At 42.4% G+C, this 20,543-nt stretch carries 17 protein-coding genes; 3 read left to right on the forward strand and 14 right to left on the reverse strand.

Features of this window, described 5'->3' with window-relative positions; genetic code table 11:
* The first annotated feature begins 22 nt into the window (after positions 1-22).
* The gene (locus tag ACDZ29_RS10210) at positions 23-1,285 is read left to right on the forward strand and encodes a dicarboxylate/amino acid:cation symporter (RefSeq protein WP_289314186.1); all 1,263 of its coding nucleotides are present in this window, start codon (positions 23-25) and stop codon (positions 1,283-1,285) included.
* Between the two features lie 136 nt (positions 1,286-1,421).
* Entirely contained in the window at positions 1,422-2,093 is a 672-nt protein-coding gene (locus ACDZ29_RS10215; protein WP_375090790.1) for a lysoplasmalogenase, read from the forward strand.
* A gap of 83 nt (positions 2,094-2,176) precedes the next feature.
* Here the strand turns inward: ACDZ29_RS10215 and ACDZ29_RS10220 are convergent, their stop codons facing one another.
* The 3 genes from ACDZ29_RS10220 to ACDZ29_RS10230 form a co-directional block, all read right to left on the reverse strand.
* A complete protein-coding gene (locus tag ACDZ29_RS10220; RefSeq protein ID WP_289327163.1) occupies positions 2,177-3,376 on the reverse strand; it encodes a class I SAM-dependent rRNA methyltransferase in 1,200 nt (399 codons plus the stop codon).
* A 108-nt stretch (positions 3,377-3,484) separates the two neighbouring features.
* A complete protein-coding gene (locus ACDZ29_RS10225) occupies positions 3,485-4,477 on the reverse strand; it encodes a PTS transporter subunit IIC (protein ID WP_289327418.1) in 993 nt (330 codons plus the stop codon).
* A gap of 396 nt (positions 4,478-4,873) precedes the next feature.
* Complete coding sequence (locus ACDZ29_RS10230; protein WP_375090791.1) at positions 4,874-5,779, reverse strand: LysR family transcriptional regulator; 906 nt, start codon at positions 5,777-5,779, stop codon at positions 4,874-4,876.
* 153 nt (positions 5,780-5,932) lie between these two features.
* Here ACDZ29_RS10230 and gdhA point away from each other — a divergent pair, with 153 nt between their 5' ends.
* On the forward strand, positions 5,933-7,315 hold the full coding sequence (gene gdhA / locus ACDZ29_RS10235) for an NADP-specific glutamate dehydrogenase (protein WP_289327165.1): 1,383 nt from the start codon (positions 5,933-5,935) through the stop codon (positions 7,313-7,315).
* A 205-nt stretch (positions 7,316-7,520) separates the two neighbouring features.
* On the opposite strand, the gene rbsB is transcribed toward gdhA, so the two are convergent.
* From rbsB to ACDZ29_RS10290, 11 genes are all read right to left on the reverse strand, one after another.
* Positions 7,521-8,441 carry a ribose ABC transporter substrate-binding protein RbsB gene (gene rbsB / locus ACDZ29_RS10240; RefSeq protein WP_375090792.1) on the reverse strand — a complete coding sequence of 307 codons (921 nt, stop codon included), beginning with the start codon at positions 8,439-8,441 and terminating at the stop codon, positions 7,521-7,523.
* Between the two features lie 15 nt (positions 8,442-8,456).
* A complete protein-coding gene (locus ACDZ29_RS10245; protein ID WP_289327167.1) occupies positions 8,457-9,401 on the reverse strand; it encodes an ABC transporter permease in 945 nt (314 codons plus the stop codon).
* Position 9,402: 1 nt separating this feature from the next.
* Entirely contained in the window at positions 9,403-10,884 is a 1,482-nt protein-coding gene (locus ACDZ29_RS10250; RefSeq protein ID WP_375091127.1) for a sugar ABC transporter ATP-binding protein, read from the reverse strand.
* Between the two features lie 18 nt (positions 10,885-10,902).
* On the reverse strand, positions 10,903-11,295 hold the full coding sequence (rbsD, locus tag ACDZ29_RS10255) for a D-ribose pyranase (protein ID WP_375090793.1): 393 nt from the start codon (positions 11,293-11,295) through the stop codon (positions 10,903-10,905).
* Entirely contained in the window at positions 11,292-12,176 is an 885-nt protein-coding gene (gene rbsK, locus ACDZ29_RS10260) for a ribokinase (protein WP_375090794.1), read from the reverse strand. Before rbsK ends, rbsD begins: the two co-directional genes overlap by 4 nt.
* Positions 12,173-13,159 (reverse strand): LacI family DNA-binding transcriptional regulator, encoded by a 987-nt coding sequence (locus ACDZ29_RS10265; protein ID WP_375091128.1) that lies wholly within the window; start codon positions 13,157-13,159, stop codon positions 12,173-12,175. Before ACDZ29_RS10265 ends, rbsK begins: the two co-directional genes overlap by 4 nt.
* Before the next feature lie 352 nt (positions 13,160-13,511).
* Positions 13,512-15,323, reverse strand: coding sequence for an IucA/IucC family protein (locus ACDZ29_RS10270; RefSeq protein ID WP_375090795.1), 1,812 nt, complete (start codon positions 15,321-15,323; stop codon positions 13,512-13,514).
* Positions 15,324-15,345: 22 nt separating this feature from the next.
* Complete coding sequence (locus ACDZ29_RS10275; protein WP_375090796.1) at positions 15,346-16,674, reverse strand: lysine N(6)-hydroxylase/L-ornithine N(5)-oxygenase family protein; 1,329 nt, start codon at positions 16,672-16,674, stop codon at positions 15,346-15,348.
* Positions 16,649-17,233: a GNAT family N-acetyltransferase gene (locus ACDZ29_RS10280; protein WP_289327173.1), complete on the reverse strand. Its 585-nt coding sequence runs from the start codon at positions 17,231-17,233 to the stop codon at positions 16,649-16,651. The genes ACDZ29_RS10275 and ACDZ29_RS10280 overlap by 26 nt, the downstream gene beginning before the upstream one ends.
* Positions 17,223-19,025, reverse strand: coding sequence for an IucA/IucC family protein (locus tag ACDZ29_RS10285; RefSeq protein WP_375090797.1), 1,803 nt, complete (start codon positions 19,023-19,025; stop codon positions 17,223-17,225). Before ACDZ29_RS10285 ends, ACDZ29_RS10280 begins: the two co-directional genes overlap by 11 nt.
* A 2-nt stretch (positions 19,026-19,027) precedes the next feature.
* Positions 19,028-20,536 carry a pyridoxal phosphate-dependent decarboxylase family protein gene (locus ACDZ29_RS10290; RefSeq protein WP_375090798.1) on the reverse strand — a complete coding sequence of 503 codons (1,509 nt, stop codon included), beginning with the start codon at positions 20,534-20,536 and terminating at the stop codon, positions 19,028-19,030.
* Positions 20,537-20,543: the final 7 nt, after the last annotated feature.

Here is a 20,543-nt window from a genome sequence, read left to right on the forward strand (position 1 = left end):
ATCCTGAAAGGACGGAATTTTCATGAAGAGCTTTATCAAAAACTATCGTTCCTCTTTAATACTACTCACTGCCATTATTATCGGTGGGATAGCGGGCGTCGTTTTCGGGGAGAAAACCTCGGTCATACAGCCGCTAGGGGACTTATTCCTAAATCTGATGTTCACGATCATCGTACCATTGGTATTTTTCAGCATTGCTTCAGCGATTGCCAATATGAGCGGAATGAAGCGTCTCGGGAAAATCATGGGCAGTATCGTCGTCGTTTTCCTGACTACAGCCGCTTTAGCTGCCGTCATTGGATTTATTGGGACAACCATCATCAATCCATTGGAAGGCACAGATACGACAGCCATTAAAGAACTGATGGAAAACAGTTCCTCTGAAGAGACCATTGAGGAAGTTCCTTTCTTCAGTCAATTGGTCAACACAGTAACCGTGTCCGATTTTCCAGAACTGTTCTCCAGAAGCAATATGCTTCAACTTATCGTTTTCTCTGTTCTAATCGGACTTTCCACTGCACTGGTCGGTGAGAAAGCAAAACCGATTACCGAGTTTTTGACAGCGGGTACAGCTGTCATGATGAAAGTCGTCAAAATCGTCATGTACTATGCTCCAATTGGACTTGGTGCTTATTTTGCGGCGATTATCGGCCAGCTTGGGCCGCAGATTTTAGAAGGGTATGCTCGCACTTTCATTCTTTATCTAGTCTTAGCCTTAATTTATTATTTCGGCTTCTTCACTTTGTATGCCTTTATCGCAGGTGGGAAAGATGGAGTTAAACTATTTTGGAAAAATGCGCTGACACCATCCATTACAGCCATTGCCACTTGTTCCAGTGCCGCGTCAATTCCAGTCAATCTGGAATCGGTCAAGAAAATGGGCGTGCCAAAGGATATAGCGGAGACTGTCATCCCACTCGGAGCCAACACTCATAAAGATGGTTCTGTATTCGGCGGGGTATTGAAAATCGTTTTCCTATTCAGCTTATTTGGAAAGGATATGACAAGCATTTCAAGCATTTTAAGTATACTTGCCGTTGCCTTTTTGGTTGGAGCTGTTATGGGTGCCATTCCTGGAGGCGGTATGATTGGGGAAATGCTCATCCTTAGTGTATTCGGCTTTCCTGTTGAAGTCCTGCCGATCATTGCCGTTATATCCACCATCATCGATGCTCCCGCTACACTGCTTAACTCAACAGGAAACACGGTTTGTGCCATGCTTGTCACAAGGCTTGTTGAGGGTAAAAACTGGCTAAAACAAGCATTCGTTAAAGAAGCCGTATGATTCTATAACATCAAACTGACTCCTGGTTAACCAGGAGTCAGTTTTTTAATTTTCACGTCTTTCTTTCAAACAGTTCTTTAATTGACAAGGTGTTCCTTCCCTTTACATAGAATTAAAGATTGAAGGAGGGAATTAAATGCTAATGAAATGGTTACCGACTGCCATCCTTTTCACGGGACTATTATATATTTTTTTTATACCGGAGGAGCCTTTAACCATAAAAATCATGTTCAAGGTCATTCCCATGTTATTGATTTTGCTTTATGCATGCACAACAGGGGGAACGCATGATCGTTACCAATCCTTAATACTTCTTGGTTTATTTTTTTGCATGCTTGGTGATGGTTTGTTAATCTGGTTCGTCATCGGGCTTTCCGCCTTCTTGATCGGCCACCTTTTCTATATTTCGGCATTCTTTAAGCTATGGACCTTTTCTTGGCTTCGATTTGCGACGATTCTTCCAATTATTATTTACTCCACTTGGATTGGTCGTGAAATTGTACTTGCTTTAATTGAGAAAGGTGAAAATAGCCTCATCATCCCTGTAATCTGTTATGTAACGGTCATCTCCCTCATGGGTTGGGCGGCTTTTATGACCGGAAATGCAGCCGCAATCATCGGCGGGGTTCTGTTCGTGATTTCCGACTCCATATTATCTTGGAACAAATTTATCGAAGATGTTGCCTTTTCAGATCCACTGATCATGCTTACCTACTATACAGCTCAGTTTTTCATGGCTAGAAGCATTCGCATGAGTCCTTCTTTCCATTTATCGAAAGGTTCGAAAAGAGAACTGCCTATCAAGTGAATCCGAATAATCGTACGTTCCACATGAAACAATTTCATGAAAAAAGGCATTCACAGCTCTGCTTGAACTGTGGACGCCTTTTTTTATCCTTTAATTTTCTTAATGAAGACTACTTTTAAATAGTTCCCTTCCTTATATTCCGTACTTGTTTTAAAATCAGCCGGCAATGAGAATTCTTCCATGAGCTCGTATTTTCCGTTCATTTCCTTGAAGGCAATATCAATGAAGCTCTTGAACTTTTTCATGTCGAACGTACTGCAATTAGTTGATGCGATAATGACCCCATTGTCTTCCGTAATGGATATGGTATCCTTCAATAGATTCGTATAGTCTTTTCCGGCGCTGAAAGTAAACTTCTTCGATTTGGCAAAGCTGGGTGGATCGAGGATGACCATTTCAAATTTCAAAGCCTTCTTCACTGCATATTTAAAATACTTAAATACATCCATCACCACGATATTTTGAGCTTCAGGATCTATTCCATTTACACTGAACTGTTCGATCGTCTTTGGTAAGCTGCGATTCGCCAGGTCGACACTAGTTGTTTTAACAGCACCGCCTAAAGCGGCAAACACGGAAAATGCCCCAGTGTAGGAGAACATATTCAAGACGGTTTTCCCTTTTGCGTATTCATCCCGGATTTTCCTTCTGACATCGCGTTGATCAAGGAAGACACCGACCATTGCCCCATCATTCAGGTAAACAGCGAAATTTACTCCATTCTCCTTTACAAGAAGCGGAAATTCCGGTTGTTCACCCATGACAAAATCGTCTTCATCCACGTATTGCCCCTTTGTATCAAAGCGTTTCTTCTGATAAATCGATTTGACTTCAACCGTATCCTGCAATGCCTTAATGATGTAGTCTTTAAAGGAATATATCCCTTTGCTATACCAGCTAATCACATAGTGACCATCATAATGATCAATGATTAAACCGCCAATTCCATCACCTTCCCCATTAAACAAGCGGAAAGCCGTAGTCTCTGTATCTTCAAAAAAAGACTTTCGGAATTCATATGCTGCCTGGATTTTGCCGTTAAAGAAGGTTTGATCGATCTTTTCATTTTCTCTTCGGGTCAATACCCAGCCATAGCCCTTGTTCTGTTTACCATAATATCCTTTTGCTAGAAAACGGTTGTTTTCATCCACCAACCGCACTAAAGATCCCTCTTCCTGAAGGTCATTAAGGTTGGCTATCGACTCTTTAACAATCAAGGGAAAACCCTTGCCGATTTTACTCACGAACTTAGCTTTCACTTTTATATCTATTTCATTTCCCATATATATCATCCTATCTATGCAAATGCTTACCTTCCCATTTTACCCTAATCCCTTTATAAATAAAAACCAGCCTGGTTCCTTAACCAGGCTGGTTTCCCGAAAACTTGATCATGATACTTCTAAATGGAGATCGCCTGGCTTAACTTTGCCCATCATCTTCAATACCCGATGTAAGGCAAGTGTGATTACAGCTGGCAATACCATACCCACTGCCACATAAACCAAGAACGTGTACAGCCCTTGACCAGTTATGATGGCAATCGGGGCAATCATTGAACTTAACCCCATGCCTCCAAGTTCATACGGTACTTGAAAATCGAATGCCAAGGTAGCGATTGGGGCACAAATGATTGCCGCTACAAAAGGCGGGACGACATATAATGGTTTTTTGATTAAGTTAGGAAATTGAACTTTTGGCGTAACGACCATTTGGGCAAGGAACCCACCCATATCATTATCTTTATAAGACATGACAGTGAACCCAACAAACTGAACGGTACATCCGATCAGGGCTGCCGCACTGGACACGGGATCTAATTGCAAGGCGATTGCCAGTGCAGCGGAAGACGCTGGTGTCATCAATAAAATGCTCCATACCAAGGCTATGACCATGGACCCGATTAAGGGAGAACCCTCGACCGCAGCGGTGGTTTGACTGCTTATCCATGTTAGGAGCGGAGTGGTGACAAGAGCCAGGCCATATCCCGAAACTCCACCGACAAGAACTGCTCCCATTGGGATGGCCATGATGTCCAACTTTGTTTTGCCAATTATGCGCTTACCTACATATGTTGCAATTACAGCTGCCAATACAGCACTTAGTGGCTGTCCTGTAACAATCGTGAAGGCACCCTCAGCAGTTCTGTTAATGGCGGCACCGCCAACTGCACTTGAAGCCATGGCGCTAAAGATAATTAATGAATTTCCTCCTAGCTGATAAGCGATTCCTGCTCCTAAAGCTGGGGCTAGCAAGACCTTTGCGGCACCGCCTATTGCCAGGAAGACCTCCCAACCTAAATATCCTCCTATGGATTCAAACAATAACCCGATCCCTAATGTAACCAAAACTGCATTGGCTATCCCTGTTGATGCCTTGTACATTCTATTACTGATGTATTCTTTCCTGCTCACTTTATCTCCACTCCTTATTAATTATCAGAATATTCAATTTCAAAAAAATCAAAAAAAAATAAATATCTTTAATTTAAAAGCCTATCAAGTATATCACCGCTACGTATAATGTCTGCCCGTATAATAACATGAATTTTCTGATAATGTAAGTAGTATTTTTATACTAATAAAATAAAAGCGTTTTCATAAATATGAGTTTAACGCATTTTCATCCAATAAAAACTAGGATTGTATTATTTCAAAATAAAATATCCCTTTTAAGGAGGTGCTACATGGAGATTTTTCGATACATTTGGGACAAAAAAAGAACCCGATTAAGGATTCTCTCACTAGCTGGATTTATGACTATTCTAATAGATACCCATCCTATTTTTGAAACCCTTCCAATTTTACAAAAGTATCCTTTAAATATTGGTAAAACAATTTCTCCGTTGGCATCAGTTCCCTATCAGTCGGAACGATGACCCCTACAGCCCTGGTTACAGATGGATCCTCCAGCGGCAATTTAACCGTAAAGCGAGGCAAGCTATCAATCAAGGAAATCTCAGGAATCAAGGTTATACCCAGACCTGCTGCCACCAGGCCTTTTATAGCATCAGTATCTTTTCCTTCAAATGCCACTTCCGGTTCGAAACCATGCAGTCTGCATGCGTTCATAACGAGATCCCTTAAAACATAGCCCTTTGGATATACGATGAACGGGTTTCCTTGAAGCTCATTTAATGATAATGACTTCTTCAAGGCCAAAGGATGGCTTTCTGGTAAAAGGGCAACTAAGTTCTCAATAAATAGCGTTTCTCCTTTGATTTTCTTTTCATTCACCGGCAGGGGGCCAATCAAGGCCATGTTTATGTTACCTTTTATCACCGAATCTATCAGGTAGCGATATGAACCTTGTTTCAATGTGAATTTCGCCAGCGGATAACTTTCCCTGAAGTCGGAAATGACCCTTGGCAATATATAAGAAGCTAAACTGCTGGGAAAGCCAATGCGGATTGTCCCTTTTTCTGGATCCAGACTTTCAGCCATCTCACGCTTAGCACGATTGATTATATCCATAGCTTGTTCCATATGGGCTAAAAATGTATATCCAATAGGCGTCAATCTAATCTTTCGGCCTTCCCGAATAAATAGGGGCACGCCCAATTCTTCTTCTAAATTATAAATTTGGCGACTGACAGCAGACTGGGCAACATGCAAGTCCACTGCTGCTTCCGTCATATGTTCACGCTTTGCCACTTCAATGAAATATTCGATTTGCCTTAATTCCAATCTAAGCTCCCTCTTTCATATCAAAACAGCATGTTATTTATCTAATATTCAGATTGTTTATTTCACTTTTAAATTATATCATGAAAGTATTATATAAAACCGATAAGCTTACCCTAATTAATATTTTTTGACTTTACTAAAGGAGAGAGAACAATGACCACTTCACAAGAAGTCGAGCATGAGGATTTACAAGTTGCTAGAGAGTTCGTAAGTCAAGTATACGCACAGGTAAAGGAGCGTAATCCTCACGAAAGTGAGTTCCATCAAGCCGTAAAGGAGATATTCCTTTCATTGGTCCCCGTTTTTGCAAAACATCCAAATTATATGAAAAGCGGGATATTGGAAAGGCTGGTTGAGCCCGAAAGAATGATCACCTTCCGAGTCTCTTGGGTTGATGACCTGGGAAATGTTCAAGTCAACCGTGGTTTTCGTGTACAATTCAATAGTGCAATCGGGCCATTCAAAGGCGGTCTTCGATTCCATCCCACTGTTAATTCCAGCATCATAAAGTTTCTTGGTTTCGAGCAAATCTTTAAAAATTCTCTTACAGGCCAGCCGATTGGTGGGGGAAAAGGCGGTTCAGACTTCGATCCAAAAGGAAAATCGGACGCGGAAATCATGCGTTTTTGCCAAAGCTTCATGTCGGAACTATCTCGCTATATCGGCCCTGATACAGACGTACCAGCTGGTGATATCGGAGTCGGTGCAAGGGAGATCGGTTACCTGTTCGGTCAATATAAAAAGATTCAAGGCAGCTACCATGCCGGTGTTTTAACTGGTAAAGGAATAAGTTATGGCGGAAGCTTGGCCCGTACAGAAGCAACTGGATATGGAACGGTTTACTTCGTCGAGGAGATGCTTAATGACAAAGGGTTACAATTCCGTGGCAGCACTGTCGTTATTTCCGGATCTGGCAATGTATCGATTCATGCCATTGAGAAAGCTACACAATTGGGAGCTAAAGTTGTTGCTTGCAGCGACTCCAATGGCTACATATATGATGAAAACGGTTTGAACCTGGATACAGTCAGACGTTTAAAAGAAGTGGAACGAAAACGATTGAGCGAATATGTCGATGCACACCCGGAAGCTGTATACCATGAAGGAAGCTACGGCATTTGGTCTGTACCATGCGACATCGCACTTCCTTGTGCCACACAAAATGAAATCGATGAAGAAGCAGCAAAATTACTGATCAAAAATAATGTGAAGGCAGTCGGTGAGGGTGCTAATATGCCTTCAACCCTTGAGGCCATTGAAGTATTCATTAATAATGGCATCCTTTTTGGACCAGCAAAAGCGGCCAATGCAGGCGGCGTAGCCGTGTCTGCACTCGAAATGGCCCAAAACAGCGCAAGAATGCCTTGGACTTTTGAAGATGTCGATGCCAAGCTGCATCAAATCATGAAAAACATCTATAAAAACAGTGTAGAAGCTGCAGAAGCATATGGTGAGCCTGGTAACTTAGTTATTGGGGCCAATATTGCCGGATTCCTTAAAGTGGCGGATGCAATGCTGACTCAAGGTATACTCTAGCAATCGGTTGATTTAGGAGGCGGTTCCGACAGGGGCCGCCTTACTTTTGTAAAAGAGTGATCTCACTTTTTTTTACCCTCTTATTCATCTCAATTCAAGCTGAATATCCACACTCAGATAACATCAATGAGATTAAAACATTTCTTTCTTACTATAAAAAAAAGAGTGCCGGAAAAGTTCTGGCACTCTCATGGTTTGCAGACAATTATTCTTTGGTGACCAATTTCAATGGAACGGATATTGTGTCATCCACTTTATCGCCTTTTAAGATTTTCTCAGCCGCATTAACCGCTTCTTCACCGATAAGTGCCGGTTGTTGGGCGATTGTAGCTTTTAGTTCACCGGTTTCAACTGCTTTCAATGCATCATCATTTCCGTCAAAACCAACCACGATGATGTCTTTTCCTGCTGCCTTGATTGCTTCAATGGCCCCAAGTGCCATTTCATCATTATGGGCGAATACCGCTTGGATGTCATTATTGCCTTGGAGGATATTTTCCATGACGTTAAGCCCTTTTGTCCGGTCGAATTCCGCCGTCTGGCTTGTCAGGACATCTAACTGCTTGTCCGCAATATTGTGGAAACCTTTCCCACGTTCACGAGTTGCAGATGCTCCGGATACCCCTTCAATTTCCACTACTTTCGCTTTTTCGCCAAGCTCTTTAACTAGATATTCTGCAGCCATTTCACCGCCAGCCACATTATCGGAAGCGATGAACGTTTCAATGTCACCTTCGTCTGAAGAGCGGTCAATCGTGATAACGGGAATGCCCGCATCATTTGCATCTTGAACGGCTGAAGTTATTGCCGCAGAGTCAGTTGGATTCACAAGAAGGACATCAACCTCTTGAAGAATTAAATCTTCAATTCCGCTAATCTGTTTTGCTGTATCATCCTGGGCGTCAACAACTGTAACTTTCATGCCTTTTTCTTTTGCTTCTTTTTCAATACCATCTTTTAAGGAAACGAAGAATGGATTGTTTAAAGTTGAGATGCTGACTCCGACTTTCACGTCTTTCATGGAGTCTTTCTTTTCTTTTTTATCATCTTTTAGACCAGAATCCATTGAACAGGCAGCTAAGACCATTAAAGAAAGAACCATGATGATCGATACTATTTTTTTCATTGATTACACCTCTTCTTATGATTTTTTACGGTCAAGTAAGACCGCGATTAATATAACTGCACCTTTTACCACTTGCTGGTAAAAGGAGGATACACCAAGTAAATTCATGCCGTTATTCAAGGTACCGATGATCAGGACACCCACCAGCGTACCGAACAACCGCCCTTTACCGCCTGAAAGGCTCGTTCCACCCAGCACCACGGCTGCGATGGCATCCATTTCATAGGATTGGCCTGCCGTCGGCTGTGCCGAATTCAAACGGGATGTTAAAATGGCACCGGCAATTGCTGCCATCGTACCGGCCAGACCATATATGGCCACCTTGACTCGGTCAACTTTAATCCCCGAAATGCGGGAAGCCCTTTCATTTCCGCCAATTGCATATGTTTTACGGCCAAAGGATGTTTTATGAAGCAGGAACCATAGGATTAAGAAAGCGATGACCATCACAACAGCCGGTACTGGCAGTCCCAGGAAGTATCCTCTCCCAAGCATCTGGAACATTTCAGAATCGCCAATTCCAGTAATCGGCTTTCCATCCGTATACACAAGCGTTAATCCCCGGAATATCGTCATGGTGGCCAATGTCACGATGAAAGGGGCCATTTTTCCTTTTGAAACGAGAATCCCATTGATTATACCCATTATTGCACCTAGCAGAATGCCTACTAATATTGCTAAAATAGGATCCATTCCCGAGACCATCATGCCCGCCATAAGTGCGCTGGATAGAGCTAAAATGGAACCGACGGACAAGTCGATGCCACCTGTCAATATGATAAAGGTCATTCCAAATGCAATAAGTGCATTGATGGAGGTTTGACGCAATAAATTCAAAATATTATTCGGTTCCATGAATGATGGATTTAAAACGGTTATTACGATAAATAAAAGTACCAGGGCAAGTAACGGACCAAATTTCTGCCAAATCCCGCTTTTCCCTGTAGCCTCAAGTTTCATCCTAGTTCCCTCCTGTCGCCAATGCCATAATTTTTTCTTGCGTCGCTTCCTGCTTTAACAATTCCCCAGCAATCTCACCTTCGTGAACCACAAGGATTCTATCACTCATTCCAATGATTTCCGGAAGTTCTGACGAAACCATGATGATGGCGATGCCTCGCTCCGTCAATTCATTCATCAATTCGTAAATTTCACGTTTTGCACCAACATCTATGCCTCGGGTTGGCTCATCCATAATTAAAACTTTAGGGGAAGTGCCGATCCATTTGGCTATTACCACCTTTTGTTGATTCCCTCCGGAAAGATTGCCGATGATCGTTTCAGCCGAAGATGTCTTTACGTGAAGTCGCTTAATCATCATTTCGGCAAAGTTTTTCTCATCCTCCGTTTTTACGAGTCCATTAGGAGCAAAGCTTTTCAGATTCGGCAAGCCGATATTTTCCCTTACTGAAAAGTCCAGTATCAGCCCCTCTTCTTTACGATTTTCCGTAATGAAGGCCAGGCCGTGTCGAACTGCATCCGTTGGTTTTCGTATGGAAACTTTCTTGCCTTCAATGGTAATTTCACCGCTGTCTATTTGGTCGACACCAAAAAGGGCGCGCATTATTTCTGTTCTGCCAGCTCCCATCAATCCGGCTACACCCACAATCTCGCCTTGCCGTACTGCGAAATGGATATCTTCAAAAAGCCCTTTTTTAGTTAATCCTTTTACATCGAGGACTACGTCGCCAGGGTTTGCTTCACGATGAGGAAAACGATCCTCCAACTCCCGCCCGACCATTTTTTGAACGACTTCATCGAAATTTGTATCTGCAATTTTTTTCGTATCGACTGTTTTTCCGTCACGCATTACGGTGATCCTGTCACAAATGGCAAAAATTTCTTCCATTCGGTGAGAGATATAAACTAGTGATACACCCTTTTTAGTAAGTCCTTTCATCACTTCAAAGAGCTTCTCTATTTCTCTATCGGTCAGAGCTGCTGTGGGCTCGTCCATGATGATGACTTCGGCATCCGTCATAAGCGTCTTGGCAATTTCAATCATTTGCTGTTCCCCGACAGAACAAAGGCCGGCTTCCTTATCAAAAGGAAGGGAAATATTAAGTGTTTTAAAAATCTCGTTTGCACGCGCTTTCATTTGTTTCGTCTTTAGGACACCGAAGGTATTTACCATTTCCCTGCCGATAAATAGATTCTCCAGCACGGTCATCTCTGGCCAAATATTCAATTCCTGACGGATAAAGGCCATTCCCGCCTCTTCCGCTTCCTTTGAATCCTTGAATGAGGTTTCTTTACCGTTAATCTCGATCGTTCCTTGGTCTTGTTTATGCAGCCCGGTCAAAATGTTCATCAAGGTTGACTTCCCCGCTCCATTCTCCCCCATTAGTGCATGTACTTCTCCTGCCTCTAAAGAAAAATGAACACCTTCCAATACCTTGTTTTGACCAAATGCTTTATAAATATTGTGCATTTCGATTTGCATGCTCATCATCTCTTTTCTTTAAAAGAATACTCCAGACTGCAATATGCAATTTGAATACGGCGTCGTCTCCCCAGTCCGGATTATTGCTTTCGCGTTACTTGTCAGCCTTTTAAAATCCTCATGGGAAACATATTCAATCCCTTCCCCGAATTGCTGCTCCAAATATTGATGCTGTTCTGGGTTTTTATCCTTCACTTCAGTGGCAGCGATAACTTTTTCAACAACCATATCTTCGTGAACGGCTCGAACGACATCTTGAAAAGATGGTGTTCCAGGCGTCAAAGCTAAATCTATCTTGCAAACTCCCGATGGTACCGGCAGCCCCGCATCAGCCACGACAATATAATCCGTATGACCAAGGTCAACCAGGACCTTGGCTATTGAACTATTGATGATTCCTTGACGTTTCATGCTTCAAGGCCCCTTTCGACTTCTTTCCTTTGCGGCATGCCGCCTTGAGCGCCTAACTTCGTCACGGAAATGGAGGCTGCCCGGTTCGCGAATAACAAGCATTCGTCAAAACTTTTTCCTTCTGCAACAGCCACCGCAAAGGCAGCATTGAATGTATCGCCTGCCCCTGTTGTATCCACTGCTTCCACTACAAAGCTTGGAACGACCTTTTCTTCATGCCCGTCAAAATAACGGACGCCATTTTTCCCTTCGGTAATGAATAATTTATTTGGATACTCAGTCAAGACTTTCGTTCGATCCCGGCCATTAAAAAGTATTTCGAACTCATGTTCATTCGGCGTAAGGAATGATGCCTGTTGAATGACAGCCTCGCTTAGCTTGCGGGCTGGAGCTGGGTTCAAAAGTAATTTCTTTTGAAGCGTGTTGCACAATTCAGCCAGAAATTCCACTGTTTCCTCAGGAATTTCCTGCTGAACCATCACGATATCCGACTCCTCAATGACCTTTTTCGCCTTTTGTACATATTCAGGAGTAATGAAATCATTTGCACCTTTTACGACAATAATACTGTTATCACCTTCTGAAAGGGTAATGTGTGCTGTACCGGAGGCTGCACCTGTAACCGGTTCCACATACTCCGTGTTTATATGATTTTTTTTCAGGTTTTCTAAAATGATCTCACCATAGACATCATCACCTACACATCCAACCATGGATACTTCAGCACCAAGTCGGGCAGCAGCCACAGCCTGATTGGCTCCTTTTCCTCCAGGAACCGTGATGAACGACTCTCCTAAAACCGTTTCCCCTGCTATTGGCCGCTTAGCTGATGTCACCACTAAGTCCATTGAGGAACTTCCCACTACTGTAATTCTAATCATGCCTTCTCCGCCTTTCTTCTCGTTGTTTGTCTCTCCACAAAAGAAACAGGGAGCTTTTTGTGCGTCACTTCCAATTTTTCCTGATTGATCTTTTTAATTAGCATTTCCGCGGCTTGTGCCCCCATCTCGTAGGCTGGCTGCCGAATTGTCGATAACGGTGGGTGCAATAACGCAGTGAAGGCGATATCATCATAGCCTATCAATTGTATGTCTTCCGGAATCCGTATTCCCCGTTTTAAAATCTCTTGAAGTGCGGCAGCTGCAACAATATCATTGCAAGCAATGATTCCATCCGTTTTTGGATATTGCTCGAACAGCTGTCTCACGCAAATTTGGCCGCCCTGAAGAGTGAGGGATGAATCCATGACTTGCACATTCACTTCGGCTTGTTTCAATTCTTCCAATGCTGCCATGTACCGTTCATATACAGGTTTTATTTCGACTGGTCCCCTGATGAGGACGATATTTGTACTGCCTCTATCAAGCAATACGCGTGCTGCGAGCTTACCGCCTGTCTTTTGATCGGAATAAACAGCTGGTAATTTTTCTGCTGTACGGTCAAGAAGGACAACTGGAATTTCCAGGTTATCAAAATTTTCATTGGCTTCTTCACTGGTTGAAGCAATCATGCCCACTACATTATTCTGAAGAAAAGTGTCAATATATTCTATTTCTTTATCTCTCTTTTCATCGCTATTCCCAAAGATTAATCGATACCCGAATTGCTGCAGATAATCCTCGACACCTCTTGCCATTTCAGGGAAGAAGGGATTCGTAATGTCTGGCAAAATCAAACCAACCAATTTGGATTTACGATTATAAAGGGATCTTGCCACTTCATTCGGTTTATAATTTAATTTTTCAACAGCTGCCATGACCACCTTTTTTGTGTCCTCATGTGCATAACCACTGCCATTCATAACTCTGGAAACCGTTGCCACAGAAACCCCAGCTTCCTTTGCAACATCCCGAATAGTTGCCAATATATCCACCTCAATAATTTTGTGTAACCGTTTACACAATAGCTTATCACCAATTTATATGAACGGCAAGCCCTATTCCAAAGAAAATTTTTAGGTAGTTTGAATCAAGCCGGATAACACAATCCTTTTTAATGCGTACATTTTTAATAATTATCGGACTCTGTTGGAACGGAAGGTACGAGGCCCCTGCGGGGGAATACGCGTCCAAGGGGGACCGCCCGCGGAAAGCGAGTGCCTGAAGCGGAAATCAACGGTCAAAATTTAAAAATCCAAAAAAACTGTAGACGTACTCAATTCTTATTGAGTTCGTCTACAGTCTGAAATTAGCTCAAAAGTCTGAGCCAGTTTAACTTTATTGCGTTTTTGCAGGTAACTTTTCATAAAGGGCATTATTCACATGCCCAAACTCAGATGCATGCGGACGGTCTTCACCATCGCTATATCCATATTGAAGCATCCGATTTCTATTCAGGCAAAGTTTTGTTAATTTTGGCGCAAAGAAATTGAATATATCGAAACGATCCTGTAACCTAGGGAATTTTTTCTGATGTGTAAGGATTGTTTGAGCGACGCCTTCCCAAAAGACATTCTCATCCAAAAGGGACCTCTTCATCAGGAGTGTTGACAAGTAACGGAAATGACAGATGAATAGTCCCGTGAAAATGAATTGAACCAGTCCTTCAGGGGTTTCACTTCTTAATACTTTTCTTAAATCATCAGGAAGTTTACTCAATTCAGGAAGCGGCTGATCACTGACGTTTACATCATCCACAAAATCCTTGATGGCCAAACGATGAGGCTTGTAATCCTTCAAAACTAAAATGGTATTTTGACCATGCGGCGAGAAGACCAATCCATATTGATAGATAAAATGTAATAGTGGTGATAGAATGACATCGAATAATTGAGCTGTCCAGGCTTCCGCAGTCAATCCGGATTTTTCAATAAGGCTCTCCACATATGGCTTCCCTTTGTAGTCCACATGTAAAAGGGAAGCAAGTGTAATGGGCTTTTCGCCTTCTTCCATATAACTGTATATGCTTTCTCTCCAAATACCGCCTAGCATCTCCAAATATTGATAGGGTACATTCTCCAGCTTGGAAAAATACGGGTGGTCAACGTTTAAACTGGCCACTTCACCTGGAAGCACTACTTTGCATTCTTCCTTCAAGAATGAATCATTTTCATAAATGTTCTTAATATACGCTGTGATTTTTGGAGCAATGACTGTGCGCTCCGCTGGTAATCCACGGTAGACTAGCGTATTTAAAATGCTCATCGGCAGCTTGACGTGGTGTTTATTCTTATTCGACACATTAACAAATGTCCGAATTGATTGTTGCGGAAGATACTCATCAGGACCATTTCCCAAAGCTACAATCAACCCTTTAGCCAAGTCATCTGTAAAATTCTGGATGATTACATTTTTCCACTGCCATTCATGGACTGGGAGGTAGAAATAGTTTTCTGACTTCAGGCCTTTCTCTGTCAATCTTTTTGCAAATGATTTTTGGGTTTCCTCATCCAGTTCATTCTCCATCAATTGCTTATAAGACAACTTTTCAATGGAATTGAACTCACCCCTCGTTTTATTGACCGCAATCCATGATAACTGAACTTCCTTCTGGTTTTCTGGAGCAAACTTCAAATAATCATCAAAACCGAAACCGATTCTTCCCTTGTTATAAGCAATCCAAGGGTGACCGCTCATTTCCCCTTCAAGTAAAGCATAGTCCAGTTCGACCAAATCATCCGCGTCTTGTTCAGGTTTGGATAGCAATTGGAGGTCCGCAAGCAGCGTATGATGGAATTCCTTGATTAAATGTCCTGTTGTTTCTGCAGTCATCCCAATTACCGGCTGGATGTCCAAAATGAATTGAATAGCATCATTGGCCTGTGTAAAACCTTCCGTTTCATATACCTGGATCGACTCAGCCTGTACTTCATAGCTGTCAAAAAGACGGGGTGAAGCCAAAAATTGATAAGATCTCCCCTCATTTATCTTTAACTCATATAGGTTTCCTGCTGCATTTTCGTTCAAGACAGCTGGTTTGATCATATCTTCATACATATACTCAGAAATCATCTTGGCCAGCAGGTTTTGGTTTACTATCGACCAATTTTTTTCTGAAACCGCCTGTTCCACTTCATTTATGAACTGCATACAATGCTTCCCTTCCCTTCTCTTAGTAAGCCATGACAGGTGATTTTACACGGAATGACTGAAAAGCACCCTTTGGCTCTGATGGATAAATCTCTTTACCTGCCAATTGATTGATAATGATGGAGTTTCGGAAGGCCCCTAAGCCTAGATCCGGAGCACCCACACCATGTGTATGTATCTCGCCATTTTGAATAAAAAGGTGATTCTGCGTAGTGATGGCCGTTCCTACTCTATAATCTTTCGTTATTGTAAGCCGCCCCAAATCATCGCGGACTAAAAGGTCTTCCATGGTGTCAAGGAATGCCGGAAGGGTTGGTTTATAGCCCGTTCCAAAAACAATCGCCTCTGTGTCCACATCAAATTCTCTATCTTCTACCCACTGTCGGCATTTCAATCCCCAGCCATTTTCGGTGGGAGTTACCGCCGAAACTTCCGTCATGGCCCTAAGTTCAATGGAAAGTTCGGCATTTCCAATCGATTTTTCATACATCTTGTCAAAAATTGCTGCAATTGTCGTGGCGCTGATCCCTTTATACAATAGATCCTGTTTCGGCAGAATTTCATCCTTCTTTTCCTGTGGCAGCCGATAAAAGAAATCAAGGTAATCCGGAGTGAAGTATTCCAACCCAAGTTTTGAATATTCCATAGGGAAAAACCCCTTGGATCTTGTATACCAGTTAAGCTGATAGCCATATTGCTCCTGCTCATTCAGGAGATCCAGAAAGACCTCGGCTGCACTCTGTCCAGATCCGACAACCGTTACGGATTTTTTCTTTAAGACATTTTCTTTGTTCCGTAAATAATCTGCCGAATGCAGGATGCTCTCCCCCATATATGGGTGAAATGCCGACGGGACAGTCGGGGCGGTGCCAATTCCCATGACAACATGACGGCCATAATAGACTTCGATCTTTTGTGTTTGTGCATCCCTTACACTGATTTGATAGAAGGGTTCACCTTGATCACCTATATACTCCACCGCCTCCACCGCCTTTCCAAAACAGCAGCTTTCAAGTTGATGGGCAGTCCAGCGGCAATAGTCGTTATATTCTTTTCGTGGAATCAAGAATTTTTCAAGAAAGTAGAAATGATAGAGACGATCATGCTGCTGTAAATAACTCAAGTAACTATATGGGCTAGTCACATCAGCCATGCTAACTAGATCGGCAAAGAACGGTACCTGCAGTGTTGTCCCTTCCAGCAGCATTCCTTCATGCCAATTAAATTCCTGCTTTTTCTCAAAAAAGACGGCATTCAACTCCGGGGTTTTCTCCAAAAGGGCCGCAAGTCCAAGGTTAAAGGGGCCTATCCCTATCCCTACCAGGTCATAGATAGATTGTTGCTTCTCCATACTTCCACTTCCTCTCAAAATTCTCCCGTGTACATGACATTAGCAATGCCGTTTTGTCAGGGAGCTCAATTTCTTTAATTGGGGTGAAACCGCACTTTTCAAATAAGTAAATCATCTTTGCATTTCGAATGTCCGGTTCCGCCATCACCTTTTTTGTTCTAGAAGAAAGCAGTTGGTATTTCACCATTGCACGTAAAAACGGCAAAGCCAGTCCTTTTCCAAGGTAATCTGAATCACCAATGAGTAAATGAATGCCTTGATCTCCCTCTTCGGACTCATAATAATCTTCGATGATATCGCCTTTTACCCAATACGATTCCCAATAGCTCATGGGGATTGCATCAAGGCAGCCAAGATAGAGTGTTTGGTGTGTGTCAGCCAACGCCTTTTGCAAATGAACAGCAAACTTTTCTTTTGTGAAATTTAAATTCCAGTAGGGTATCACATGTTCTTCATGCATCCATTTATGCAGTGTATCTACATCCCTCTCAAATTCAACTTTGACAAATGAAAGCTGTTGATTACAGTCCTTCAGATTTTCTTCATAACTATTTTTCATAGGCGGTTAAAACCCCCTGCGCGAATGGATTACCAATCGTTGTATAAACGGATTGTGTCTCAAGTGAACCGACAAGCTCATCCATATCATGAAATCGCGTCAGTAAATTAGCCTTACAAGATAATTCCCGGGCATGAAGCAGCCTTGAAACAACTCGATTCAACCCTTCATCCTCGCTTTCCCTGCTGCTTGTTTCCAATTGTTCCTGAACGAGCTGTAACAGGGTTTTCTCTGATACTAATCCTTCCGTACCAAAATTATTGATTAAGCCTAATAAGTGATTGAAAAAGAAGTAGTATTGAAGTCTTTCTTCAGCGACTTCATCAGAACAAGTCGTGAAGCTTTTTTCACTTAGTTCAGGCAGGATATTCAACAACCTGTCTACTTTGGACTCGCAATAGTAATACCCTTGATTATCACGATAATAAAAAGTGGATGGATAGCCATCTTGAAGTTGAATGATTGAATTTTGCTGGTGGGCTTCTAAAACAATTCCATACTCTTCAAATAGCCAAAGCATCGGTTTTAATGTCATTGAAAGATAAATTTTGAACCATTCCTTACTTACTTCTTCGGTACTGCGGTTTTCATCAGCTGCCAATTTGCGGATGATCGCTCCAAGCCTTGATGGTGCACCATAGGCATTATCCTGACATAAGCCTGCAATCAGGCTTGCTTGTTTATCATTTTCATAAAAAGGGTTTTCCCGAATATCAACATCGAAACCTGATTCTTGTTCAGTTGTTTTGATCGTTAGATAAGCAGGGTCCTTAATAACACGGAAGGCGGGATGCTGTTCTTTTAGATCATCGCCCACTTTTGAATCTATTAATTTAGCAATTTCCACACCGCGATCTAGTTCTTTTTGCAAATTCGCACGTAATGAATTCGTGATCTTAACCGGAACGGAAAATTTGTACATATATCTCGATGTGGCACTATATACCGTTCTAAATGAAGAGGTAGCCGTGAATTTTTTTCCAAGCGGTCCTGCATAAACTAGTGTTCCTTGCTCGATTAGCCTCTTAACCTCTTCTTTTTCGATAAGCACTTTTGCCTGGAGCGGATGTGCCGGGATAATGCTGTATCGGCTTTCCTTTTGGCAATACGTGTCACGAAATTCACTGGAAATCTCCAAGTCACCAGCTAATTCTTGTTTAATGATCTCACTTGCCGATCGGACTTCACTAGAATCCTGGATGACGATCGAAGGCTCTGCCAGGAAATAGTGCAGCTGAAACTCCCCTTTTAATTCGGGTGAATAGATCCATTCATCTTTTTCTGAAATGCCCTGCTTACTTTTCGGTGTCGGGTGGAACAGGTGGCCGAATAAAAGCGACTGCTCTGCTTCGATGTATGTAAAATCAGGACTTTGAAGTGCATCAGCGTCTTCTGTCCTCGCTTCCACATAACGTTGAATATTTTGGCTGCTAAGGATGACACGCAGCATCAATTCATCTTCACTATCCGTCCGGCCCTGCTCATTCAATAACTCTTTAGAAACAATCGAGACCATTGTCACATAATCTAATTCACGTACTTGTTTGGATGCTGTTTCGTAGTAAATCGGGAAGGTGAAGATATGACGCCCCGTTACCGACCAATATTTAAGTGGAACAAGCAATGCAATATCTTGGGATCTGAGATTACTGACTAATAATGAATCCGGAATGGAACCCTCCAAATCTGGCCAGTTTCTCGTTTCTTCTAAACTGCAATTCCCGGTTTCCCGGAAATAACAGTTCAGAAAGCTTTGCATCGTTGCCCTTTCAGCTATTTGCTTACCATTCATCTTCATTCCTCCATCATCTTGAACATTTCACCTAAAACTCGAATTTCGTCTAAAATTTCCTCTATGTGTTCAAGCCTTGTCATTGGATTCAATAGTGTCATTTTTAAATATACCTGTCCGTCAAAACGCGTTTTTGCTAAAAATGCCCGTCCGCTTTTCAGTAATTCCTGCTGAATCTGTTTATTTAATAGATTTACTAGCTGATCACTTTCTCCCGAGGGATTATAACGGAATACAACTGCATTCAATTCAGGATCTTTATTTAATACTGTGAATCCATCCTCTTTTTCGATCTTCACAGCCACTTCACGTGCAAGATGACAAGTATAGTCGATCATTTCAGCAAAGGTGTCCAGTCCAACGACCTTCAATGACATCCAGAGTTTCAGTGCATCGAACCTTCTCGTCGTTTGAACCGATTTATTGACTAAATGAACCATGCCCTCCGCTTCATCTTCCTGTGGATTCAAGTAATCGGCGTGATGCTGGATATATTGAAATGAGTTGCTGTCCGAGACAAGAAAAGCACCACAACTGATGGGTTGATAGAATAATTTGTGAAAATCAACCGTAATCGAGTCGGCCCGTTCAATTCCGCTGATTAACTCTTTGTAATCCTTGCTTAAAATCATCGCACCGCCATATGCAGCGTCCACATGCAGCCATATCCCATTCTTCCTAGCAGCTTCGGACAATTCATGTAATGGATCGATTGAACCAAAATCCGTCGTTCCACAAGTTGCAACGATAGCAAATGGAAGTAAATCCTGTTCCTCTAAAAGCAGCAACTGATGATTCAAATCATCCATGGACAGACGATGATTTGAATCCGTTTTAATCGTGATCACTGCCTGTTCACCAAGCCCCAGCTGTGCCGCTGATTTACGAACCGTAAAGTGGGCAGCCTCGGAGCATAGGATCCGCAATTTTTTCGCCTCGACTGGCAAGCCGTGCTGTTGAACGTCCACATCCCAGAAACGCTTACAATAGGCGTCCCTTGCCAATAGCAGTCCCATGTAATTAGATTGGGTACCACCGCTTGTGAAAATCCCATCGGCTTGTTCCGGTAACCCTACCTGACTGCACAGCCAATCTATTAAACGCTCTTCAACGAAAGTTGCCGTCGAGCTTTGGTCCCATGAATCCATGGATTGATTCAACGTACCGATAATCATTTCGGCTGCCACGGCTGGAATTAGTGTCGGGCAATGCAAATGCCCGATACAAGTAGGACTGTGTACATTGATGCTGTCATCAATAACAAACTCCGCCAGCTCAGCCGCAACTGCTTCAATCGTCTCCCCTTTTAGAGAAGCGAGGGTCAGTCCGTTTAATCTTGCTTCTATTTCATACGGATTTTTCCCAGAGTATGGTGAATTGTTCCCTTTTAAAAAGGCCATCAGCTTCTTTTCCATGATTTTTAATGACTGGCTGTAGTTATTGAAACCTTCTTCGTTATTCAAGAACAATGGAGAATAAGCAAAATCCGTTTTATTTATCATTTCAATCATTGATAAT

The organism is Peribacillus sp. RS7 (genome assembly GCF_041956845.1).
GTDB lineage: Bacteria > Bacillota > Bacilli > Bacillales > DSM-1321 > Peribacillus.